At 59.3% G+C, this 22,692-nt stretch carries 17 protein-coding genes; 3 read left to right on the top strand and 14 right to left on the bottom strand.

The window, feature by feature from the left end; all coding sequences use genetic code 11:
* Positions 1-106 precede the first annotated feature (106 nt).
* The 5 genes from J1G18_RS16900 to J1G18_RS16880 form a co-directional block, all read right to left on the bottom strand.
* Entirely contained in the window at positions 107-1,270 is a 1,164-nt protein-coding gene (locus J1G18_RS16900; protein ID WP_039769212.1) for a type III PLP-dependent enzyme, read from the bottom strand.
* Between the two features lie 635 nt (positions 1,271-1,905).
* Complete coding sequence (locus J1G18_RS16895) at positions 1,906-3,063, bottom strand: betaine/proline/choline family ABC transporter ATP-binding protein (RefSeq protein ID WP_027610804.1); 1,158 nt, start codon at positions 3,061-3,063, stop codon at positions 1,906-1,908.
* The gene (locus J1G18_RS16890) at positions 3,060-3,713 is read right to left on the bottom strand and encodes an ABC transporter permease (protein ID WP_007965673.1); all 654 of its coding nucleotides are present in this window, start codon (positions 3,711-3,713) and stop codon (positions 3,060-3,062) included. The genes J1G18_RS16895 and J1G18_RS16890 overlap by 4 nt, the downstream gene beginning before the upstream one ends.
* A gap of 12 nt (positions 3,714-3,725) precedes the next feature.
* A complete protein-coding gene (locus J1G18_RS16885) occupies positions 3,726-4,619 on the bottom strand; it encodes a glycine betaine ABC transporter substrate-binding protein (protein ID WP_027610805.1) in 894 nt (297 codons plus the stop codon).
* A 21-nt stretch (positions 4,620-4,640) separates the two neighbouring features.
* Positions 4,641-5,330 (bottom strand): ABC transporter permease, encoded by a 690-nt coding sequence (locus J1G18_RS16880; RefSeq protein ID WP_223008139.1) that lies wholly within the window; start codon positions 5,328-5,330, stop codon positions 4,641-4,643.
* A 358-nt stretch (positions 5,331-5,688) separates the two neighbouring features.
* On the opposite strand from J1G18_RS16880, the gene J1G18_RS16875 reads away from it, so the two are divergent.
* From J1G18_RS16875 to J1G18_RS16865, 3 genes are all read left to right on the top strand, one after another.
* Positions 5,689-7,272, top strand: a complete 1,584-nt coding sequence (locus tag J1G18_RS16875; RefSeq protein WP_223008107.1) for a peptide chain release factor 3 — start codon at positions 5,689-5,691, stop codon at positions 7,270-7,272.
* 801 nt (positions 7,273-8,073) lie between these two features.
* Complete coding sequence (locus tag J1G18_RS16870) at positions 8,074-9,303, top strand: MFS transporter (RefSeq protein WP_223008106.1); 1,230 nt, start codon at positions 8,074-8,076, stop codon at positions 9,301-9,303.
* 157 nt (positions 9,304-9,460) lie between these two features.
* Positions 9,461-9,715 carry a hypothetical protein gene (locus J1G18_RS16865; RefSeq protein ID WP_223008105.1) on the top strand — a complete coding sequence of 85 codons (255 nt, stop codon included), beginning with the start codon at positions 9,461-9,463 and terminating at the stop codon, positions 9,713-9,715.
* 200 nt (positions 9,716-9,915) lie between these two features.
* On the opposite strand, the gene J1G18_RS16860 is transcribed toward J1G18_RS16865, so the two are convergent.
* The 9 genes from J1G18_RS16860 to J1G18_RS16820 form a co-directional block, all read right to left on the bottom strand.
* Complete coding sequence (locus J1G18_RS16860) at positions 9,916-10,896, bottom strand: peptide ABC transporter ATP-binding protein (protein ID WP_027610810.1); 981 nt, start codon at positions 10,894-10,896, stop codon at positions 9,916-9,918.
* The gene (locus J1G18_RS16855) at positions 10,896-11,864 is read right to left on the bottom strand and encodes an ABC transporter ATP-binding protein (protein ID WP_134785427.1); all 969 of its coding nucleotides are present in this window, start codon (positions 11,862-11,864) and stop codon (positions 10,896-10,898) included. The genes J1G18_RS16860 and J1G18_RS16855 overlap by 1 nt, the downstream gene beginning before the upstream one ends.
* Before the next feature lie 10 nt (positions 11,865-11,874).
* Positions 11,875-12,801, bottom strand: a complete 927-nt coding sequence (locus J1G18_RS16850; protein ID WP_007966702.1) for an ABC transporter permease subunit — start codon at positions 12,799-12,801, stop codon at positions 11,875-11,877.
* A 10-nt stretch (positions 12,802-12,811) separates the two neighbouring features.
* Positions 12,812-13,822, bottom strand: coding sequence for an ABC transporter permease subunit (locus J1G18_RS16845; RefSeq protein WP_007953665.1), 1,011 nt, complete (start codon positions 13,820-13,822; stop codon positions 12,812-12,814).
* Between the two features lie 73 nt (positions 13,823-13,895).
* Complete coding sequence (locus tag J1G18_RS16840) at positions 13,896-15,491, bottom strand: ABC transporter substrate-binding protein (RefSeq protein WP_098967183.1); 1,596 nt, start codon at positions 15,489-15,491, stop codon at positions 13,896-13,898.
* Between the two features lie 78 nt (positions 15,492-15,569).
* Positions 15,570-16,991: an OprD family porin gene (locus J1G18_RS16835; RefSeq protein WP_098967185.1), complete on the bottom strand. Its 1,422-nt coding sequence runs from the start codon at positions 16,989-16,991 to the stop codon at positions 15,570-15,572.
* Between the two features lie 175 nt (positions 16,992-17,166).
* Positions 17,167-18,765, bottom strand: coding sequence for an ABC transporter substrate-binding protein (locus tag J1G18_RS16830; RefSeq protein ID WP_098967187.1), 1,599 nt, complete (start codon positions 18,763-18,765; stop codon positions 17,167-17,169).
* Between the two features lie 303 nt (positions 18,766-19,068).
* On the bottom strand, positions 19,069-20,694 hold the full coding sequence (locus tag J1G18_RS16825) for an ABC transporter substrate-binding protein (RefSeq protein WP_027610816.1): 1,626 nt from the start codon (positions 20,692-20,694) through the stop codon (positions 19,069-19,071).
* A gap of 260 nt (positions 20,695-20,954) precedes the next feature.
* Positions 20,955-22,556 carry an ABC transporter substrate-binding protein gene (locus J1G18_RS16820; RefSeq protein ID WP_223008104.1) on the bottom strand — a complete coding sequence of 534 codons (1,602 nt, stop codon included), beginning with the start codon at positions 22,554-22,556 and terminating at the stop codon, positions 20,955-20,957.
* Positions 22,557-22,692: the final 136 nt, after the last annotated feature.

Below are 22,692 nucleotides of genomic sequence, written 5' to 3'. Positions count from 1 at the left end.
ACTGGCCCACCGCATTCGCGAGCAAGCCCGCTCCCACAATGGATTGCATCGACATACAAAAAAGCCCATGACACGTCATGGGCTTTTTGCATTATGGCTTCAGCGCTTACACGTAAAACGATTTCAGCGGCGGGAAGCCATTGAATTCGACGGCGCTGTAACTGGTGGTGTACGCACCGGTCGACAACCAGTACAGACGGTCACCAATGGCCAGGTTCAGCGGCAGACCGTACTTGTAGTTCTCGTACATGATGTCGGCGCTGTCGCAGGTCGGGCCGGCGATGACCACTTCTTCCATCTCGCCTTTCTTCTCGGTCCAGATCGGGAACTTGATCGCCTCGTCCATGGTTTCGATCAGTCCGGAGAATTTACCCACATCGGTATACACCCAACGCTCAACGGCGGTGCGGGATTTACGTGCAACCAGTACCACCTCGCTGACGAGAATGCCCGCGTTGGCAATCAACGAACGGCCCGGTTCCAGAATGATTTCCGGCAGGTCATCGCCGAAGTCTTCTTTCAGGAAGCGGATGATCTCTTCGGCGTAGGTTTCCAGGCTGTTGGTACGGGTGATGTAGTTGGCCGGGAAGCCGCCACCCATGTTGATCAGCTTCAAGTGGATGCCGTCTTCTTCTTTCAGGCGCTCGAAGATCACTTTGACCTTGGCGATCGCCGCGTCCCAGACACTGATGTCGCGCTGTTGCGAACCGACGTGGAACGAGATGCCGTACGGCACCAGGCCCAGGTCGCGGGCGAGGATCAGCAGGTCCATGGCCATGTCGGTCTGGCAGCCGAACTTGCGCGACAGTGGCCAGTCAGCGGTGGTCGAGCCTTCGGTGAGGATACGTACATAGACTTTCGCACCCGGCGCAGCCTTGGCAATGTTGCGCAGGTCGGCTTCGGAGTCGGTGGCGAACAGGCGCACACCCTTCTCGTAGAAGTAGCGGATGTCCTTGGACTTTTTGATGGTATTGCCGTAGCTGATCTGGTCCGGGCTGACGCCACGGCTCAGCACTTTGTCCAGCTCATAGATGGAGGCGATGTCGAAGCTCGAGCCTTTCTCTTTGAGCAGGTCGATGATCTCGACAGCCGGGTTGGCCTTGACCGCGTAGTAGACCTTGGCGAATTCGAAACCGGCGCGCAGGTCATCGTAGGCCTGGGCGATCATCGCGGTGTCGATCACCACGAACGGGGTTTCCTGTTTGTCGGCGAACGCCTTCATTTTCTGAAAGGTTTCGCGCGCGAAATAGTCTTCGACCTGGATCGACATGCTGGAGTGCTCCTATGGGCAAACGGGTAAAAACATGGGTGTAAATGAACGTCCTCCGTATCCCCACTTTGGTTCGCCTACTTCCCAAGGCATGTCGCCGAAAGCAAAAAGGCCACGGGCGTATCTGCCCTTGGCCTTGCTGTCTCGTCGTCAGTACTTGAGCCGGATGGATCGTTTCCAGCATGGACGTTCGGCGCGAACTTTAGGGCGTGAGGGGCCTGAGATCAACTAAAAATGTCGCGTTTTTGCACGCTTCTGACGTACGTCGCGGATATCACTCTTTGTAGCCGACCCAGATGACGGACAGATGTTCCCGGGGAATTTTCATGTGTTAAAAATACCTGCACGTTCGCGGCTTTTGTCGACTAACTCGTGGGTAAGTGCGATAGGCGCAACATCGACGACGTTGGCGGCGAGAGGGGGATGTGAGGGGGATTTTGGCCGTTTTGGAGCGGGAGTTTGCAGAGGTTCTGTGAACGCAGCTGTTGAGATTCTTTTCCGCCCTGCGAATCATCAGGAAATTGCACGAATCCTGTGGGAGCGGGCTTGCTCGCGAAGACATTTTCACAGCCGACATCACCGCCGACGGCCACTACGCATTCGCGAGCAAGCCCGCTCCCACAGGTTTGGAGTTTTTACGCGATTACAGCCTCAGCCGGCGAGACGATATTGGTCTTCATCCCGCGCGAACGCCCCGAGCTCAGATAGGCTGCGATCGACTCCTGCGTCACCTCACCGAGGAACACCCGCTCGGCATCCATCACCGGCAGCCACGAACGGTTGAATTCGTACATGCGCGACAACAGGATGCGCAGATGTTCGTCGTACGCCGCGGTGGCGTTGAACTCACGCAGATACTGCGCGCAGGTGCCGGTCTGGCGGTGCAGGTCGCGACGACGCACATAGCCCAGCGCCTTGTTCTCGGCACAGGTGACCACCACGTAGCGGCGGTCATGCTCGTCCATCAACTCCAGCGCATCGGCCACCGGGGTTTCCGGGCTGACCGAAGGCGCATTGTCGGCGGCGTCTTCGGCCTTCACCAGCAGCAGGCGTTTGAGGGTGCTGTCCTGGCCGACGAAATTGCTGACAAAGTCGTCCGCCGGGTGCGCGAGCAGCGTGTCCGGATGGTCGATCTGCAGCAGTTTGCCGGCGCGGAAAATCGCGATCTTGTCGCCGAGTTTGATCGCTTCGTCGATGTCGTGGCTGACCATGATCACGGTCTTGTTCAGCGCCCGCTGCATCTCGAAGAACTCGTTCTGGATCATCTCGCGGTTGATCGGGTCGACCGCACCAAACGGCTCGTCCATCAGCAACAGCGGCGCATCCGCCGCCAGTGCGCGGATCACGCCGATGCGCTGTTGCTGGCCGCCGGACAGTTCACGCGGATAGCGATGCAGATACTGCTTGGGTTCCAGTTTGATCATGCTCATCAGTTCGCGAGCGCGGTCGTGGCATTTCTGTTTGTCCCAGCCGAGCAGTTTCGGCACCACGACGATGTTCTCTTCGATGGTCATGTTCGGGAACAGGCCGATCTGCTGGATCACGTAGCCGATGTTGCGGCGCAGGGTCACTTCGTCGAGGTCGGTGGTGTCTTCGCCGTTGATCAGGATCTTGCCCGAGGTCGGCTTGATCAGGCGGTTGATCATTTTCAGCGTGGTGCTTTTGCCGCAACCCGATGGCCCGAGGAACACACAGATTTCGCCTTCATTGACGGTCAGGCTCACCGAGTCCACGGCTTTGACATCTTTGCCGTTGCTCTGGAAGGTCTTGCTGAGGTTTTGAAGTTCGATCATTTGAGGAGTCCTTTTGGAGTCAGCGTACGTTGCAGCCACTGCAGGAGAAGGTCGGCGAAGATCGCCAGAAGACTGACCAGCAGCGCGCCGACGATCAGCATCGACATGTCGCTGCGGCTGATGGAGGCGAGGATCAGCACGCCAAGGCCACCGGCGCCGATGGTCGCGGCGATGGTCATCACGCCGATGTTCATCACCACCGCGGTGCGCACCCCGGCGAGGATCACCGGCACCGCAATCGGCAATTCGACCATGCGCAGGCGCTGGCCGAAGGTCATGCCGATGCCGCGTGCAGCTTCACGAATGCCCGGCTCGACGCCCGTCAGGGCGAGGTAGGTGTTGCGCATGATCGGCAGCAGCGAATAGAGGAACACTGCGGTGATCGCCGGCATCGGCCCCAGGCCCTGGCCGAATTTGGAGTAGAACGGCAGCAGCAGGCCGAACAGGGCAATCGACGGCACGGTCAGCAGCACCGTGGCGCTGGCCTGCAAGGGACCGGCGAGGCTCGGGAAGCGCGTCATCAGAATGCCCAGCGGCACACCGATGAGAATCGCCAGCGTTACCGCGATGCCGACCAGGGTGATGTGCTGCCAGGTCAGGTGCATCACCTGCTGCCAGTCGAGGTGGGAAAAGGCGTTGAGAAATTCCATGACTTTTCCTCCTTAGTTGAGTGGGTGCTGGCGCAGGAAATCCGCGGCGACTTTCGATGGGCTTTCGTGATCGACATCGACCCGCGCGTTGAGCTGGCGCATGGTTTCGTCGTCGAACAGTTGCGCCAGCGGCTTGAGTTGCTCGGCCAGTTGCGGGTGCTTGTCCAGATACGCCTGACGCACCACCGGCGCGGCGGTGTAGTCGGGGAAGTAGTGCTTGTCGTCTTCCAGCAGCTTCAAGCCGAAGGCGTTGAGGCGACCGTCGGTGGTGTAGACCAGACCGGCAAACACCTGGCCGTTGCGCAGCGCGGTGTAGACCAGCCCGGCGTCCATCTGCCGGATGTTCTTGCGGGTCAGGTTCATGTCGTAGAGCTTGACCATGCCGTCCAGACCGTCGGAGCGGTTGGCGAACTCGGTGTCCAGCGCCACCAGGTGATTGGTCTTGGCCTCATCGCGCAGCACCTTGTTCAGGTCACTGATGGTGTTGATCTGCGGATACTCCTCGGCGACTTTTTTCGGCAGGGCGAGGGCGTAGGTGTTGCTGAATTTCGACGGGGTCAGCCAGACCAGGCCTTTTTTCGCGTCGAGTTCTTTGACCCGGGCGTAGGACTGTTCGCTGTCGAGTTTCTCGGTGACATGGTTGTAGGCCACCAGCGACACGCCGGTGTATTCCCAGAGCATGTCCAGTTGTCCGCTTTCGTGAGCGCTGCGGGCGAGGTTGCTGCCCAGACCGCCGGTGATCTGCGCGTCGTAGCCTTTGCTGCGCAGGTATTGCGCGGTGATTTCCGCGAGCAGGGTCTGCTCGGTGAACACCCGGGCGCCGAGGCGAATGAGCGGTTTTTCCGCCGCCTGGGCAAATCCTGCGAACAGCATGATGCAGCCTAAGATCAAGCTAAATCGTTTCATAAGTATTCCTTCGCAAAAGCCTTAAGACGGGCGCAAACCGCGTTCCAGCCAGAGACGGCTGGCGAGGGTGACCACGCCATCGAGCAGCAGGGCCATCAGCGCGGTGCACGCGGCGCCGAGCAGCAGTTGCGGCTGATTGTTCAGGGCGATGCCAGGGAAGATCAGGCTGCCGAGGCTGTTGGCGCCGATCAGGAAGGCCAGCGGCGCGGTGCCGACATTGATCGCCAGTGCCACGCGCACGCCACCGATGATGATCGGCACGGCGTTGGGCAATTCGACTTTCCACAACACCTGGCGCGGGGTCATGCCGATGCCGACGGCGGCTTCTTTCAGCGAACCCTGGACGTTTTTCAGACCTTCGTAGGTGTTGCGCACAATCGGCAACAGGGACGCGAGGAACAGAGCGAAGATCGCCGGACCACTGCCGATGCCGAGAACCCCCAGGGCAATCGCCAGTACAGCCAGCGGTGGCACGGTGTTGCCGATATTGAAGATCTGCATGAAGCGTTCAGCGCGGCCGACCATGGTCGGGCGACTGAGGAAGATACCGGCGGGGATGCCCATGACCAGGGCGGCCAGCATTGAAGCGAGGACGAGAATCAGATGAGCTTGCAGGTAAAACAACAAATCGTCGCGGTAGTGTTCGATCGTGTTGATGCCGATCCAGTGGATCAGCAGGGCCAGGAGCGCGATAACCACCGCACCTCCCATCAGCCCTTTGCCATAGCGGATAGCCACAGGCGGACTCCTTTTTTATAGTCGGCGAACGCTCTCCCGTGTGGCATGCCAAGCCTTGGCTGCCGGGAATAAACGTTCGCGAGAAGCAGCTCCTTCAGCACCGGCAACAAGCGGTCTGAAAGCGAGCCATGAGCGCAGCCTCGTCAGGCTAACTTGCTGATTTTTCAGCCCCTGACGAAATGTCGTAACAGGGGATGGACGTCTCCGTGCTTTAAAAGGTTCCCATCTGGGGCAGCATTTGGCCACCCTTAATGTGCTCAACGGTTCGGTTATTGCATCGAGTTGGGCTATAATCGCGGCCCTTTTTTGAATCACCGCCAGGCGATTTCCCATGACCAACCAGGCCGCCGAAGTCGCGAAACGCCGCACTTTCGCCATTATTTCCCACCCCGATGCCGGTAAAACCACGATCACCGAAAAGCTCCTGTTGATGGGCAAGGCGATTGCAGTGGCCGGTACGGTGAAATCCCGTAAATCCGACCGCCATGCGACATCCGACTGGATGGAGATGGAGAAGCAGCGGGGTATTTCCATTACCACGTCGGTCATGCAGTTCCCGTATCGCGAACACATGATCAACCTGCTCGACACACCGGGCCACGAAGACTTCTCCGAAGACACCTACCGCACCCTGACGGCGGTCGACTCGGCATTGATGGTCCTCGACGGCGGTAAAGGCGTTGAGCCACGGACCATCGCCCTGATGGACGTCTGCCGTCTGCGTGACACGCCGATCGTCAGCTTCATCAACAAACTCGACCGTGACATCCGCGACCCGATCGAACTGCTCGACGAAATCGAAGCCGTCCTGAAGATCAAGGCAGCGCCGATCACCTGGCCGATCGGTTGCTACCGCGACTTCAAGGGCGTGTACCACCTGGCCGACGACTACATCATTGTCTACACCGCCGGTCACGGTCACGAACGCACCGAAACCAAGATCATCGAGAAGCTCGATTCCGACGAGGCGCGCGCGCACTTGGGCGACGAGTACGATCGCTTCCTCGAACAGCTGGAACTGGTGCAGGGCGCCTGCCACGAGTTCAACCAGCAGGAGTTCCTCGACGGTCAACTGACTCCGGTGTTCTTCGGTACGGCATTGGGCAACTTCGGTGTCGATCACGTGCTCGACGCTGTAGTTGACTGGGCACCGCGTCCGCTGGCCCGTGTCGCCAACGAACGTACCGTGGAGCCGGTGGAAGAGAAGTTCTCGGGCTTCATCTTCAAGATCCAGGCGAACATGGACCCGAAACACCGCGACCGCATCGCCTTCATGCGTATCTGCTCCGGCAAGTACGAGAAAGGCATGAAGATGCGCCACGTGCGTACCGGCAAGGACGTGCGCATCGGCGACGCCCTGACGTTCTTCTCCTCCGAGCGTGAACAGCTGGAAGAGGCGTTCGCCGGCGACATCATCGGTCTGCATAACCACGGCACGATCCAGATCGGCGACACCTTCAGCGAAGGTGAAGTCCTCGGTTTCACCGGTATCCCGCACTTCGCCCCGGAGCTGTTCCGTCGTGTGCGTCTGCGTGATCCGCTGAAGTCCAAGCAGTTGCGTCAGGGTCTGCAGCAGTTGGCCGAAGAAGGCGCGACCCAGGTGTTCTTCCCGGAGCGCAGCAACGACATCATTCTTGGCGCCGTGGGTGTGCTGCAGTTTGATGTGGTCGCCAGTCGTTTGAAGGAGGAATACAAGGTTGAGTGCTCGTATGAGCCGATCACTGTTTACTCCGCGCGCTGGATCGAGTGCAGCGACAAGAAGAAGCTTGAGGAGTTTTCCAACAAGGCGGTGGAGAACCTCGCACTGGATGGCGGTGGGCACCTGACCTACCTGGCGCCGACGCGGGTTAACCTGGCGTTGATGGAAGAACGGTGGCCGGATGTGAAATTCCGTGCGACGCGTGAGCATCATTAAGCGCTGAGCTGGGTTGTCTGGAGCCCCTGAGGTGTAGGCCTTGGGGGCTTTTTTTGGGCTTTGTCTTGGCGGCCTTTGGGCCGACCAGGTTCTTGGTTTTTTTGTGTACATATCCGTTTTTTAGGTGATGGCGGATTAGGGTTCCGCCCTTACGGCGGGTCACTTTTGACAAACGCCTCAAAAGTAACCAAAAACGCTTGCTCCTGCGTTCGGCCCGCTCGCTGGGGCTCGGGGTCCCTTCGTTGCGGGACTGATCCGGGCGCAGCGCCTACGGTTTGCTTCGCTGCACCTCCTCTCGCTGTGTTTGGCTTCGCCAAACGGTCGCTGCGCTCCCACCCCCGGATCAATCCCTCCACTCAGCCTTCCGACGTCGCCCGTGGATCAAGATCAAAAGCTTTCGGCGAGCTGACACTCGGCCATTTGAGTGGTGAAAAGCATGCGTTCGGCTCAGGCTCTTCTGTGGGGGCTGGCTCGCCAGCGAAGGCGGCCTGACAGCCGACCAATCTCTACCTGAATACACCGGGTTCAACCTGTGGGAGCGGGCTTACTCGCGAAGGCTGCCTGACAGCCGACCAGTCTCCAGCTGACCGCACCCATTCCCACTGTAGGAGCCAGCCTGCTGGCGATGGCGGCCTGACAGCCGACCAGTTTCTCTAATCCAATTGAGCGACTGAAGGAAGCTCCTTGCAGGGACTGTAGGACGAATCCGTATTTTGAGATCTCAAGGTTCTTGAACGCGACAACCGGCGCGCTGGACGTTAGTGTTCCAGGTCACGCCAGTCGCTTTGAGAGGTCAATGGAATGACGCGCAACCTCATCCATCTGCTGCGCCCCAATGGCTATTTCAGTCTGATGGCCTGGGTGCTTGCGGCGTTGCTGTTCATCAATCGTCTGAGCAGCATGGTCAAGTTGTTCATGGCGCTGTATCTGCGTCAGGAGCTGGGGCTGGCGATTGAAACCGTCGGCTGGTTGCTGTCGGCCTATGGTGCCGGGTTGTTGGTCGGTTCGATGCTCGGTGGGCTGCTCAGTGATCATGTGCGCACGGCGCGGCTGACGGCGACGCTGTTCTTTGTTTCGGTGTGGGTGTTGATCCTGCTGGGGCTGGTCTCGCAAGTGCCGTTGCTTGCGGCATTGCTGTTGCTCAGCGGGACGATCGATGGGGCCATTCGCACCCTGCACCAACGCCTGATCATGGAGTACTGCGAAGTCGCTCAACGCTCGCGCGCGCAGGCCTTGAGCCGGGTGGCGCGCAACCTTGGCATGGCCGCCGCAGGTGTGGCGGGCGGGGTGTTGGCGCAGATGGATTTCCGTTGGGTGTTTTTTGTCAGTGCGGCGATGACGTTGCTGGCGTTGCTGTGGTTTGTGCGCACTACCTGGCACCGTGAGGTGCTCGAGCCCGATGAGGTGACCGAGGCTGGCACTGGCACACCGTTGCGCGACGCGGCGTTCCTCTGGCTGCTCGGTGCGGCCGTGTTGCTGGGGATGGCCTTCGACACGGTTTACAGCACGCTGGGCAACTATCTGCGCGACTACTACCACTTAAGCACCGAGGCCATCGGCTGGCAGTTCGGGCTTAACGCGATGCTGGTGGTGGCGCTGCAGATACCACTGACGCATTGGGGCGAGCGCTGGGGCTTGCGTCGGCAATTGCTGGCGGGTTGTGTGTTGCTGGCGGTCGGGTTGGGAATGCTGCCGTTTGGTTCGGGGCTGTTTTACGTGTGTTTGTCGACGGTGATCTGGACGTTGGGTGAAGCTTTTTTCATGCCGCCGATGAATGTGCTGGTCATGCGGCATGCGCAGGGCGGCAAAAGCGGCCAGTATTTCGGCCTGTTTTTCATGAGCTGGAGCGCCAGTGCATTGCTGTCGCCGGTGTTGAGTGGTCAGTTGTATGGTCGCTTCGGCGGCCACAGTGTATGGCTTGCAAGCGCGACACTGGCGTTGTTGACCTTGCCGCTGATCTGCCTGGCGACGCGCTCATCGACCCAGGCCAAAGTGCTGGCCACCAGCAAACGCACGGCCTCGCTTAGCTGATTCGGTTATAGCGGTTATTCACAAGTGATCTGCCGTACCGGGGCATTTCCCGGGGTTGGTCAGCGTCCTATCTGGTGAACCGGACTGATCGGAACTAGATTTCATTCAGCGCCGGATCGGCACCCCAGGCTTCAACCACGAAAGGATGGAAATGGCTATGAGCATTTTTCAACGCATTGTGCTGTTGCTTAAGGTTTTGGTGATGTTGACGCTTGACACTACGGCGGCGTGGGCAAGTTCTGCCACACCATCACAGGGGTTTAACGCAGCCCACGGACAAGCCGGTGTGGTCATGCTGGCCAAGTCGGAATCCGAACCGGGCGATCAGGATCAGGGCGGCAGCAAGGATGATGACGACTCGACCACTGACGAGCCGGACACTGACGATGACGAAGGCGACAGCCAGTCGTAAATCGCCGGCAAAAGAAAACCCCTTCTTCCCCGACTGATGCGCAATCGGGGGAGAAGGGGTTTGGTTAACGCTTTAGCGACAACTCAAGTTCCCTGTGGGAGGGGGCTTGCTCCCGAAAGCGGTGAGCCAGTCACCATTATCAGTGACTGTCACACCGCATTCGCGAGCAAGCCCGCTCCCACAATTTCGTCCGCCGTTAATCAGGCGGCGCCGTCGAGGAATTGCTCGGCGTAGTGGCAGGCCACCTGGCGATTATCCAATTCACGCAACAACGGCTCTTCAGTGCTGCAACGCTCGGTCGCGTACGGGCAGCGCTTGTGGAACGCGCAGCCCGGTGGCGGGTTCAGCGGGTTGGGCAATTCGCCGACGATCTTGATTTTCGGCTTGTTCGGGTCCGGGTGAATGGTCGGGGTCGCCGACAGCAACGCCTGGGTGTACGGGTGCAGCGGACGTTCGTAGATAGCGTCTTTCGGGCCCATTTCCACCGGGCGACCGAGGTACATCACCATCACGTCATCGGCCACATGTTGCACCACCGCCAGGTTGTGCGAGATGAACACGTACGCCGTGTTGAACTCTTGCTGCAGATCCATGAACAGGTTCAGCACCTGGGCCTGAATCGACACGTCCAGTGCCGAGGTCGGCTCATCCGCCACCAGCACTTTCGGTTGCAACATCATCGCCCGGGCGAGAGCGATCCGCTGGCGCTGACCGCCGGAGAACATGTGCGGATAGCGCTGGTAGTGCTCGGGACGCAAGCCGACCTGCTTCATCATCGCCTGGACTTTTTCGCGGCGTTCGGCGGCGGACAGGTTGGTGTTGATCAGCAGCGGCTCGCCGAGTTGGTCTCCGACTTTCTGCCGTGGGTTCAACGACGCGTACGGGCTCTGGAATACCATCTGCACGTCTTTGCGCAGTTGTTTGCGCTGGGCCTTGTCGGCGCCAGCCACTTCCTGGCCGGCGATTTTCAACGAACCGGACGACGGCTCTTCAATCAGGGTCAGGGCGCGGGCGAGGGTGGATTTGCCGCAGCCCGATTCGCCGACTACGGCGAGGGTCTTGCCGGCTTCCAGTTCGAACGACACGCCGTTGAGCGCGCGTACGGTGGCGTGCCCCTTGAACAGGCCACGGGAGACTTCGTAGTGACGGGTCAGGTCGCGGGCGGTAAGTACGACGGCCATTACGCCACCTCCTGGTTCAGCGGGAAGAAGCAGCGCGCGAGGCTGTTGCTTTTCGGATCAAGGGCCGGACGCTGCGCGCGGCAGGTGTCCTGCACGTACGGGCAGCGCGGCGACAGCAGGCAACCCTGCGGGCGGTCATAACGGCCCGGGACGATGCCCGGCAGTGTCGCCAGACGCTCGGCGCCCTGGCTGTGTTCCGGAATCGCCTTGAGCAACGCTTCGCTGTACGGGTGTGCCGGGATGTCGAACAGTTGCGGCACCTGACCGACTTCGACAGCCTGGCCGGCGTACATCACGCACACGCGCTGGGCGGTTTCGGCCACAACCGCGAGGTCGTGAGTGATCAGCACCAGGCCCATGTTCTGTTCTTTCTGCAACGCCAGCAGCAGATCCATGATCTGTGCCTGAATGGTTACGTCGAGTGCCGTGGTCGGTTCGTCGGCGATCAGCAGTTTCGGTTCGCCGGCAATCGCCATGGCAATCGCGACACGCTGGCTCATACCGCCAGACAGTTGGTGCGGGTAGGCGTCCATACGGCTGGCGGCGCCCGGGATCTCCACTTTTTCCAGCAGTTCGATGGCGCGTTTGCGCGCTTGCTTGCCGGACATTTTCAGGTGCAGACGCAGCACTTCTTCGATCTGGAAACCGACGGTGTAGCTCGGATTCAGCGCGGTCATCGGGTCCTGGAACACCATCGACAGGTCTTTGCCGACGATTTGCCGACGCTGGCGATTGCTCAGCTTGAGCATGTCTTTGCCGTCAAAGCTGAGCGAGTCGGCGGTGACGATGCCGGGATGCTCGATCAGGCCCATCAGCGCCATCATGGTCACGGATTTACCCGAACCCGATTCGCCAACGATGGCCAGGACTTCGCCTTTGTCGACTTTCAGGTCGAGGCCATCGACAACGGGTGTCGCGGTTTTGTCGCCGAAGCGAACGTTGAGATTCTTGATTTCTAGCAGTGACATGGGAATCTCCTCAGGCGGCGTTCTTGAGTTTCGGGTCCAGCGCATCGCGCAGACCGTCGCCCATCAAGTTGATTGCCAGCACGCTGAGCAAAATGGTCAAACCAGGCAGACTCACGACCCACCAGGCGCGTTCGATGTAATCGCGGGCCGAGGCCAGCATGGTGCCCCATTCAGGGGTTGGCGGTTGTACGCCAAGGCCGAGGAAGCCCAGGGCGGCGGCATCGAGAATCGCCGAGGAGAAGCTCAGGGTGGCCTGCACGATCAGCGGCGCCATGCAGTTGGGCAGCACGGTGATGAACATCAGACGTGGCAGACCGGCACCGGCCAGACGCGCGGCGGTCACGTAGTCGCGGTTCAGTTCGCCCATTACCGCAGCACGGGTCAGACGCACGTAGGACGGCAGCGATACCACAGCAATGGCGATCACGGTGTTGATCAGGCCAGGGCCGAGGATGGCGACGATCGCCACAGCCAGCAGCAGGGACGGCAGGGCCAGCATGATGTCCATCAGACGCATGATGGTCGGGCCGATCATTTTCGGGAAGAAACCGGCGAACAGACCCAGCAGGATCCCCGGGATCAGCGACATCACCACCGACGACAGACCGATCAGCAGCGACAGGCGCGAACCCTGGATCAGCCGTGACAGCAGGTCGCGGCCCAGTTCATCGGTGCCGAGCAGGAACTGCATCTGCCCGCCTTCGAGCCACGCCGGTGGCGTCAGCAGGAAGTCCCGGTATTGCTCGCTCGGGTTATGCGGGGCGACCCACGGCGCGAAGATCGCGCAGAAAATCACCAGCAGCATGAACAGCAGGCCGGCAACCGCGCCCTTGTTCTTGGAAAAGGCTTGCCAGAATTCTTTGTACGGTGACGGGTACAGCAGGCTTTGATCCGCGTTTGGAGCGGAAGTGGCTACTGAGGATGTTGGAGTGCTCATGGTATGGACCTCAGCGCTGATGACGGATGCGTGGGTTGGCAAAGCCGTAGAGGATGTCCACTACGAAGTTGACCAGAATCACCAGGCAGGCGATTAACAGGATGCCGTTTTGCACAACCGGGTAGTCCCGGGCGCCGATGGCTTCGATCAGCCATTTACCGATGCCGGGCCAGGAGAAAATGGTTTCGGTCAGGACTGCACCGGCCAGCAGGGTGCCGACTTGCAGGCCGACCACGGTCAGCACCGGAATCAGCGCGTTGCGCAGGCCGTGCACGAACACCACGCGCGAGGGCGACAGGCCTTTGGCCTTGGCGGTGCGGATGTAGTCTTCACGCAGCACTTCGAGCATCGACGAACGGGTCATCCGCGCGATCACCGCCAGCGGAATGGTGCCGAGCACGATGGCCGGCAGGATCAGGTGATGCAGGGCATCGAGGAATGCGCCCATGTCATCGGCCAGCAGCGTGTCGATCAGCATGAAACCGGTGCGCGGCTCGATGTCGTAAAGCAGGTCGATCCGTCCGGACACCGGGGTCCAGCCCAGGCTCACCGAGAAGAACATGATCAGGATCAGGCCCCACCAGAAGATCGGCATCGAATACCCCGCCAGGGAGATGCCCATCACCCCATGGTCGAACAGGGATCCTCGCTTTAGAGCCGCAATCACCCCGGCCAGAAGACCGAGGATGCCGGCAAACAGCAGGGCGGCCATGGACAGTTCCAGGGTCGCCGGGAAGAGGGAGGTGAACTCGGTCCATACGCTCTCACGGGTACGCAGGGATTCGCCGAGATCGCCGTGGGCCAGTTTGCCGATGTAGTCCAGGTACTGGGCATACAGCGGTTTGTTCAGACCTAGGCGTTCCATTGCCTGAGCGTGCATTTCGGGGTCGACCCGACGTTCGCCCATCATCACTTCCACGGGGTCGCCCGGAATCATGCGAATCAACGCGAAAGTCAGCAAGGTGATGCCGAAAAACGTGGGGATCAACAACCCCAGTCGGCGGGCAATAAAACTAAACATCTTGTGTGGTACCTCATCAGCCGGTTAGGCGTGCCCGGCGACCCTGGGGTCAGGGAGGCCGGGAGTTTCTTATCTACTTCACCTGGGTAGTGGCGAAGTTATTGGTTGTGAGAGGGCTGATGTGATAACCCTCTACGTTGTTGCGCATTGCGGTAAACATCCGGGTGTGGGCCATGCTGATCCACGGTTGGTCCTGATTAAACAGCACCTGGGCCTGTTCGTAGAGTTTGGCGCGTTCGGCCGGATCTACTTTAGCCCGTGCTTCGTCGAGCAGGGTCTGGAATTTCTCGTTGCACCAGCGCGCGTAGTTTTCGCCGTTCTTGGCTGCTTCGCAACTGAGCATAGGCGTCAGGAAGTTATCCGGGTCGCCGTTGTCGCCCGCCCATCCGGCCGACACCATGTCGTGCTCGCCGGCCTTGGCGCGTTTGAGCATTTCGCCCCATTCCATGACGCGGATGTCGATCTTGATTCCGACCTTGGCCAGGTCAGCCTGCATCATCTGCGCGCCCAGCATCGGGTTCGGGTTGGTCGGGCCACCGCCGTTACGGGTAAACAGGGTAAACACGGTGCCTTCCGGAACCCCGGCTTCCTTGAGCAGGGCGCGTGCCTTGTCCAGATCGCGTGGCGGGTTCTTCAGGTCGTGGTTGTAGCCCAGAAGGGTCGGCGGGTACGGGTTGACCGCCACGCTGGCGTTGCCTTTGCCGAACAGCGCGTTGACGTAGGCTTCCTTGTCGAAGGCGATGTCGATGGCCTTACGCACACGCACGTCGCTCATGTATTTGTGCTGGGTGTTCATGGCGATGTACGAGACGGTCATCGCGTCCATCTCGTCGACTTTCAGGTTGCTGTCTTTCTTGATGCTCGGGATGTCATCCGGTTTCGGATACAGCGCTATCTGGCACTCGTTGGCCTTGAGCTTCTGCAGGCGCACGTTGTTGTCGGTGGCGATCGCCAGGATCAGCGCGTCGGCCGGGGCCTTGCCACGGAAGTAGTCCGGGTTGGCCTTGAAGCGCACCTGCGCATCCTTGGCATAACGCTGGAAGATGAACGGACCGGTACCGATCGGCTTGCTGTTCAGGTCGGCAGTTTTGCCAGACTTGAGCAATTGGTCGGCGTATTCGGCCGGGTAGATCGAGGAGAACGCCATGGCGATGTCGGCCAGGAACGGCGCTTCGCGGCGGGTCAGGGTGAACTTGACCGTGTTGTCGTCGACTTTCTCTACGCTTTTGAGCAGTTCCTTGAAGCCCATGCTTTCAAAGTACGGGAAGCCCACGCTCGACAGTTTGTGCCACGGGTGATTCGGGTCCAGCTGACGCTGGAAGCTCCAGACCACGTCGTCGGCGTTCATGTCGCGGGTCGGCTTGAAGTATTCGGTGGTGTGAAACTTGACGCCTTTGCGCAGGTGGAACGTGTACGTCAGGCCGTCTTCACTGATGTCCCAGGATTCGGCCAGTGCCGGAATCACTTCGGTGGTGCCGGGCTTGAAGTCGGCCAGGCGGTTGAAGATCGTTTCGGCCACCGCATCGGCAGTGACTGCAGTTGTGTACTGGACCATGTCGAAGCCTTCCGGGCTGGCTTCGGTGCAGACCACCAAGGGTTTGGCCGAGACGCCGATGGCGGCGCTCAACAACGCGGCAGCGACGGCCGCACGTAGGGGAAGCATTTTCATCGATAACCCTCTGCAATCGGTTGAAGACAAAAAACCGAACGGCCGACTCGTCATGAGTCAGCCGTCGGTTGGCGTTTTTTACAGGATGTTGAACGGGATGGTGGTCACGAGACGGAACTCGTTGATGTTGCCGTCAGCCTGGTGCTCGCTCGCGCGGTGAGTGGTGTAAGTCGCGCGAATTGCGGTGGCCTTGAGCGGGCCGCTCTGCACGGCGTAGGAAGCACCGACACCGTATTCGTAGTGGCTTTCGCCATCCATCAGGCTCAGGTCGCCGCGCTTGGCGCCCGGATCGGTGTAGGCGGTGCCGGTGTAGTGAGTACCGTCGATACCCCAGCCGCGAGCTTGGTAGATGTTGAACTTCAGGCCTGGCACGCCGTATTCGGCCATGTTGATGCCGTAGGCGATCTGGAAGGATTTCTCGTTCGGGCCGTTGAAGTCCGACAGCAGGGAGTTGGCCAGGTAGATGCCGTTGGTTTCGTGCAGGTAGTCGAAGTACTCGTCACCGTTCACTTGCTGGTACGAGAAGGTCAGGCTGTGGGCCTGGTGAGTCAGGCCGAACGACAGCGAGTAGGTGTCGTTGTCGATGTTGCCCATCAACTTTTTGCCTTCGTCGACGGTCTTGTAGTAGTTCAGACCGGTGGTCAGGCTTAGTACCTGGCTATCACCCAATTCGTGGGTGCCGCCGAAGTAGTACTGGTTCCAGAAGTCTTCGACGTTGGCTACGTAGAGGCTGGTTTTCAGGCTCTTCAGAGGCTGGTAGTTCACGCCAGCGGTGTAAACCTTGTCGGTTTCAACGCCAGTGGCCGAGTACTCGGTGCGGAACTTCGACAGGCTCTGCTCGGTACGCGGCGAAACACGGTCAAAACCGGCCAGATCGAACGACAGGTTGTTGAATTCTTCGCTGTGCAGGCTGATACCTTCGAAGCTCGAAGGCAGCGGACGGTTGCCGATGACGTCGACGATCGGGGTGCTGAAGTTCTGACGACCCGCGGTCAGCGTGGTGTTGGAAACACGGAACTTGACGTTGGCCAGACCCAGTTTGCTCCACTGGTCAACAGCATCGCCGTCGGAGTGCGCCAGGGTGCGGTTGGAGCCGCCGGCGATGTCCTTGCGGTCACGGTCCAGAACGATGGCGTTGTAGGCGGCGACTTCAGTGCTCACGCCAACGGTGCCTTGGGTGAAGCCCGAGGTGTAGTTGACGATGGTGCCTTGAACCCAGTTGATACGACGCGGGGTTGGCGTTTTCACCACTGGCGAAGTGTTCTTGTCGCTGTTCTTCACATAGCTGAAACGGTCATCCCGACGCTTCAGTTCGTTGGCGTACCAGTTGCGTGTAGTCCCGCCCAGACTTTGTCCATCGATAAAGCCTTTGGCCTCGCTTTGGGCGCTGCTGCCGGCCAGGGTGGTCGGTACGAATTCCTGACTTGCAGGTTCTGCGTACGCCGTAGCGGTGATGCTGCTGATGGCCAGGGCCAGTATCGCGGTGCTGCTCAGTTTCATGGGTGAAGCTCCTTTACTTTCTTTTTATGCCGGCTTTTTTGGGTGGGCCGGTTATTGGTTTAGAACTCATTTCACACATCGCAAACGTTTGCAAAATGCCGGGTCGGCGAATTTCGGCAAAGCGCTTGCGTGAGGGGATAGACAGTCCCCTCAGCATTGCGGCTAATCGGTTGGGTTAATCGATACTGACGCCCGAGAACACATTGCGACCGAAGGGGCTGACCTTGAAGCCTTCAACCCTGGCGCTTAACGGCTGGTTGACCGTCGAGTGGGCGACAGGCGTGATCGGCACTTGCTGCTTGAGCAACTGCTGCGCCTGTTTGTAGAGCGTGGTGCGCTGGTCGCGATCGGTGACGACCTTGGCCTCTTTGATCAGCTTGTCGTACGCCGGATCGCACCACATGGAATAGTTGTTGCCGCCAATGGCGTCGCAGCTGTACAGGGTGCCCAGCCAGTTGTCCGGGTCCCCGTTGTCGCCGGTCCAGCCGATCAGGCTGATATCGTGCTCGCCATTCTTGGTGCGCTTGATGTACTCGCCCCATTCGTAGCTGACGATCTTCACTTTCAGACCGATTTTCGCCCAGTCAGCCTGGAGCATTTCGGCCATCAGTTTGGCGTTCGGGTTGTATGGACGCTGTACCGGCATCGCCCACAGGGTGATCTCGGTGCCTTCTTTCACGCCGGCAGCCTTGAGCAGCTCGCGGGCTTTTTCCGGGTTGTAGGCGGCGTCTTTGATGCTGTCATCGTAGGACCACTGGGTCGGTGGCATGGCGTTGACCGCCAGTTGCCCGGCGCCTTGATAAACAGCGTTGAGAATCCCCTGTTTATTCACCGCCATGTCCAGCGCCTGACGTACTTCGAGCTGGTCGAAGGGCTTGTGGCGCACGTTGTAGGCGATGTAGCCGAGGTTGAAGCCCGGCTTGGAAATCAGCTGCAGTTTCGGGTCGGCCTTCAGTGCTTCGACATCGGCAGGGCGTGGATGCAGGGTGATCTGGCATTCGCCGGCCTTGAGCTTCTGCACGCGTACCGAAGCGTCGGTGTTGATCGCGAAGATCAGGTTCTTCAGCTTGACCCGGCTCGGGTCCCAGTAGTGCTCGTTACCGGTGTAACGGATATTCGAGTCTTTCTGATAGCTCTTGAACACGAACGGCCCGGTGCCGACCGGCTTCTGGTTGATGTCGCTCGGCTTGCCTTCGGCCAGCAGCTTGTCGGCGTATTCGGCGGACAGGATGGCAGCGAAGCTCATGGCGATGTTCTGGATGAACGCGGCGTCGACGCTGTTGAGCGTGAATTCCACGGTCAGCGGCCCGGTCTTTTCGACCTTGGCAATGTTCTTGTTCAGGCTCATCCCGTTGAAATACGGGAATTCGGTCGGATAAGCCTTACGGAATGGCTGTTGCGGATCGAGCATGCGGTTAAACGTGAACAGCACGTCGTCGGCGTTGAAATCGCGCGTCGGTTTGAAGTACGGCGTTGTATGAAATTTCACACCTTCACGCAGGTGAAAGGTGTACTTGAGACCATCCTCGGAAATATCCCACTTGGTTGCCAGTCCCGGTACGACGTTGGTCGCGCCTTTTTCAAACTCGACCAGGCGGTTGTACAGCGGCTCGGCGGCATCGTTATCGGTGGCCGTCGTGTATTGCGCGGTATCAAAACCCGCCGGGCTGCCTTCGGAGCAGAACACCAGGCTGTTGCTGGCGGCGTAACTGGCGGACGTGGCGGCCAACAGGCCGGCGCCCAGCAGTGCGGAAAAAACCAAGGTATGGCGCATGACGCTCCCTCTTTTTTGTAGTGTTGTTCAATGCACCGCGGTCCCGTCCAGGGACGCTGAGGTGGCATTGAGCTCAATCCAGTACGTACAGCAAGCCGGTGGCCCACGCAGAAACTGGTCAGAACCCGACGGTAGGTGCCGTGGGTCTGGCAGTAAATGCGCTGAGTCCTAAAGACTCGTAGGAAAAGGCAACACGTCATGTACCTCCCTGTTAGAGCAGGGTGGAAATGGCTGTAGGCAAATTCCTGGCTAGTCGGCAGAAAAAAAACAGCGGCGCCGCTTTAAACGTCGCCGCTGTTTCTTTTAATTGCTGACGCTGACGCCGTAGAAGGAGTTCAAGCCGAATGGGCTGATCTTGAAGTCCTGCACGTTGGCGCGCATGGGTTGATACACCGTCGAGTGAGCGATAGGTGTCATTGGGACTGCATCTTTGAGGACGTGTTGCGCCTGTTTGTACAGTTCGGTGCGCTTGGCCTGGTCGGTCGTGCGTTTGGCTTCCTTGACGAGGCCGTCGAACTTCTTGTCGCACCACTTGGAGAAGTTGTTGCCGCTGAGCGAGTCGCAGCCGAACAGCACGTTCAGCCAGTTGTCCGGGTCACCATTGTCACCGCTCCAGCCAATGATCATGGCCTGGTTCTCGCCACCTTTGGAACGCTTGATGTACTCGCCCCACTCGTAGCTGGTGATCTTCACGTTCAGGCCGATCTTCTTCCAGTCGGACTGGAGCATTTCAGCCATCAGCTTGGCGTTCGGGTTGTACGGACGCTGCACCGGCATCGCCCACAGAACGATCTCGGTACCTTCCTTGACGCCAGCTTCCTTGAGCAGTTGCTTGGCTTTTTCAGGATCGTACTTGGCGTCCTTGATGGTGGTGTCGTAGGACCACTGGGTCGGTGGCATGGCGTTGACGGCCAGCTGGCCGGCGCCCTGGTAAACCGAATCGATGATCTGCGGCTTGTTCACCGCCATGTCCAGCGCCTGACGTACGCGCAGGTCAGCCAGCGGGTTAGCCTCGTTGCTGCCCTTGACCTTGTCCATCACGTTGTAGGCGATGTAGCCCAGGTTGAAACCGGCCTGGTCAGGCATCTTCAGGGTCTTGTCGGCTTTCAGCGCCGCGAGATCCGCCGGACGCGGGAACAGGGTGACCTGGCACTCGTTCTTTTTCAGCTTCTGGATACGCACCGACGGGTCGGTGGTGATGGCGAAGATCAGGTTGTCGATCTTCACGTCCTCAGGTTTCCAGTAATCCTTGTTGCCGGTGTAGCGGATGTTCGAGTCTTTCTGGTAGCTCTTGAACACGAACGGGCCAGTGCCGATCGGCTTCTGGTTGATGTCGGCAGCCTTGCCTTCCTTGAGCAGCTGGGCTGCGTACTCGGCGGACTGGATCGAGGCGAAGCTCATGGCCATGTTCTGGATGAACGCGGCGTCGACTTCTTTCAGAGTGAATTTAACGGTGTGGTCGTCGACTTTATCGATCTTGGTGATGTTGGTGTCCATCCCCATGTCGGTGAAGTACGGGAATTCGGTCGGGTACGCCTTACGGAACGGGTCATCCTTGTTAATCATGCGATTGAAGGTGAACAGCACGTCGTCGGCGTTGAACTCACGAGTCGGCTTGAAATACGGGGTGGTGTGGAACTTGACGCCTTCACGCAAGTGGAAGGTGTAAGTCAGGCCGTCCGGGGAAATGTCCCAGCTGGTGGCCAGGCCCGGGATAACGGCGGTGCCGCCACGCTCGAACTGGCTCAGGCGGTTGAACATGGTTTCGGCTGAGGCGTCGAAGTCGGTTCCGGTGGTGTACTGGCCTGGATCAAAACCGGCCGGGCTCCCTTCGGAGCAGAACACCAGGTTAGTCGCAGCGGATGCGAAAGGTGCGGAGGCTAACAAGCCTGCGCCGACTAAAAACGGAATGACCGCGTGTTTAAGCATGTTGGCCTCATGATTTGTTGTCATTTTTTAATATTGAGGTACGACCTCGTGAGTCGTGCCTGCGGATACTTATGCAGGGGCCATACCCAATGCAAGATCCAGAGTGTGAGCGAGCGTTAAACGGTGGCACGTACGTACCTTAATGTCGCATCTGTATAACTTTTGACGCATTTGACCGTTTGCGGGTGGATTTTACGGTGCAAACGAAGCCCCAAAACGGTGCGCTGGTCACGTTGTGCGCGCCGCATTGGGGCTCGGTGTTACTTATTTATACCCACGCCGTAGAAGGGCGTAAGGCCAAACGGACTGATCTTGAAGTCGGTCACTTCCTTGCGCAGCGGCTGGAACACCGTGGAGTTGGCGATCGGGGTGATCGGCACCTGCTGTTTAAGGATCAGTTGCGCCTGTTGATACAGTTTTACCCGTTGCGCCTTGTCGGTGGTCACCTTGGCCTGCTGCACCAGTTTGTCGTAGGCCGGGTCGCACCACTTGGCGTAGTTGCTGCCCTTGACTGCCGCGCAGCTGTAGAGCACGCCGAGCCAGTTGTCCGGGTCGCCGTTGTCACCTGTCCAACCATAGATCATCGCGTCGTGTTCGCCATTTTTCGCACGCTTGATGTACTCGCCCCATTCGTAGCTGACGATGTTGGCCTTGATGCCGATTTTCTCCCAATCCTGCTGGATCATCTGCGCCGACATGCGTGCATTCGGGTTTGAGGCGCGCTGCACCGTCATCGCCCACAGGTTGATGGTGGTACCCGGCGCAACCCCGGCTTCCTTGAGTAGCGCCTTGGCTTTCGCCGGGTCGTATGGCGCGTCCTTGATGTTCGGGTCATACGACCATTGCGCCGGCGGCAAGGCGTTCTGCGCCAGTTGGCCGGCACTCTGGTAAACGGCTTTGATGATTGCCGGTTTGTCGATGGCCATGTCCAGTGCCTGACGGACCTTGAGCTGGTCCAATGGCGGGTGAGTGGTGTTGTAGGCGAGGAAGCCGAGGTTGAATCCGGGCTGCTTGAGCACGCGCAGGTTCGGGTCTTTCTCCATGACTTCGATGTCGGCCGGGCGCGGGTAGCCGCTGACCTGGCATTCGCCGGCCTTGAGTTTCTGCAGGCGTACGGCGGCGTCGGGGGTGATCGAGAAGATCAGGTTGTCGATCTTCACGTCTTCGGGTTTCCAGTAGGCCGGGTTGGCGGCGTAGCGGATCTGCGAATCTTTCTGGTAGCGCTTGAATACGAACGGGCCGGTGCCCACCGGTTTCTGGTTGAGGTCGGCGGCTTTGCCTTCCTTTAGCAGTTGCGCGGCGTATTCGGCCGATTGCACCGAGGCGAAGCTCATGGCGAGGTTTTGCACGAACGCGGCGTCAACGTTGTTCAGGTTGAAGCGCACGGTCTGATCGTCGATTTTTTCTACCGATTTGATCGTGGTGTTCAGGCCCATGTCGGTGAAGTACGGGGACTCGGCGGGGTAGGCCTTGCGGAAGGCGTTGTCGGGGTCGAGCAGGCGCTGGAAGGTGAACAGTACGTCGTCGGCGTTGAAGTCGCGGGTCGGGGTGAAATATTCCGTTGTGTGGAATTTCACGCCTTGCCGTAAGTGGAAGGTGTATTGCAGGCCGTCGCTGGAGACGTCCCATTTTGTCGCCAGGCCGGGTTCGATGTCGGTGCCGCCGCGCTGGAATTGGGTGAGGCGGTTGAAGACGGTTTCGGCTGAGGCGTCGAAGTCGGTGCCGCTGGTGTATTGGCTGGGGTCGAAGCCTGCCGGGCTGGCTTCGGAGCAGTAGACAAGGGTGGTGGCGGCGTTGGCGATCGGGGCTATGGCGGTGAGTGCGAGGGTGATTAGTAGTGGTTTTAGGGTGAATCTTTCCATGGAGTCCCCGGGATTTGGAGGTGGTTGTTTTTTCAGGTTAGCGGGGATTTGGGTGTGTTCGGAAATATCGTTTTTCTTGTTGGGGTGTCTATCTCGGTATATCTGGGGCTTTTGGGTGTATATCCGTTGCTGCGGT

It is taken from the genome of Pseudomonas sp. MIS38, from assembly GCF_019891575.1.
In the GTDB taxonomy this organism is placed as follows: Bacteria; Pseudomonadota; Gammaproteobacteria; order Pseudomonadales; family Pseudomonadaceae; genus Aquipseudomonas; species Aquipseudomonas putida_A.
This window is presented reverse-complemented; position numbering and strand designations above follow the sequence as displayed.

Bases quoted from the DNA above. Each gene is read 5' to 3' on its own strand.
- J1G18_RS16865 (WP_223008105.1), top strand. From the start codon at position 9,461: ATGAGCATTTTTCAACGCATTGTGCTGTTGCTTAAGGTTTTGGTGATG.
- J1G18_RS16835 (WP_098967185.1), bottom strand. From the start codon at position 16,991: ATGAAACTGAGCAGCACCGCGATACTGGCCCTGGCCATCAGCAGCATC.
- J1G18_RS16825 (WP_027610816.1), bottom strand. From the start codon at position 20,694: ATGCTTAAACACGCGGTCATTCCGTTTTTAGTCGGCGCAGGCTTGTTA.
- J1G18_RS16855 (WP_134785427.1), bottom strand. From the start codon at position 11,864: ATGTCACTGCTAGAAATCAAGAATCTCAACGTTCGCTTCGGCGACAAA.
- J1G18_RS16895 (WP_027610804.1), bottom strand. From the start codon at position 3,063: ATGATCGAACTTCAAAACCTCAGCAAGACCTTCCAGAGCAACGGCAAA.
- J1G18_RS16830 (WP_098967187.1), bottom strand. From the start codon at position 18,765: ATGCGCCATACCTTGGTTTTTTCCGCACTGCTGGGCGCCGGCCTGTTG.
- J1G18_RS16845 (WP_007953665.1), bottom strand. From the start codon at position 13,822: ATGTTTAGTTTTATTGCCCGCCGACTGGGGTTGTTGATCCCCACGTTT.
- J1G18_RS16860 (WP_027610810.1), bottom strand. From the start codon at position 10,896: ATGGCCGTCGTACTTACCGCCCGCGACCTGACCCGTCACTACGAAGTC.
- J1G18_RS16900 (WP_039769212.1), bottom strand. From the start codon at position 1,270: ATGTCGATCCAGGTCGAAGACTATTTCGCGCGCGAAACCTTTCAGAAA.
- J1G18_RS16850 (WP_007966702.1), bottom strand. From the start codon at position 12,801: ATGAGCACTCCAACATCCTCAGTAGCCACTTCCGCTCCAAACGCGGAT.
- J1G18_RS16820 (WP_223008104.1), bottom strand. From the start codon at position 22,556: ATGGAAAGATTCACCCTAAAACCACTACTAATCACCCTCGCACTCACC.
- J1G18_RS16880 (WP_223008139.1), bottom strand. From the start codon at position 5,330: ATGGGAGGTGCGGTGGTTATCGCGCTCCTGGCCCTGCTGATCCACTGG.
- J1G18_RS16890 (WP_007965673.1), bottom strand. From the start codon at position 3,713: ATGGAATTTCTCAACGCCTTTTCCCACCTCGACTGGCAGCAGGTGATG.
- J1G18_RS16875 (WP_223008107.1), top strand. From the start codon at position 5,689: ATGACCAACCAGGCCGCCGAAGTCGCGAAACGCCGCACTTTCGCCATT.
- J1G18_RS16885 (WP_027610805.1), bottom strand. From the start codon at position 4,619: ATGAAACGATTTAGCTTGATCTTAGGCTGCATCATGCTGTTCGCAGGA.
- J1G18_RS16870 (WP_223008106.1), top strand. From the start codon at position 8,074: ATGACGCGCAACCTCATCCATCTGCTGCGCCCCAATGGCTATTTCAGT.
- J1G18_RS16840 (WP_098967183.1), bottom strand. From the start codon at position 15,491: ATGAAAATGCTTCCCCTACGTGCGGCCGTCGCTGCCGCGTTGTTGAGC.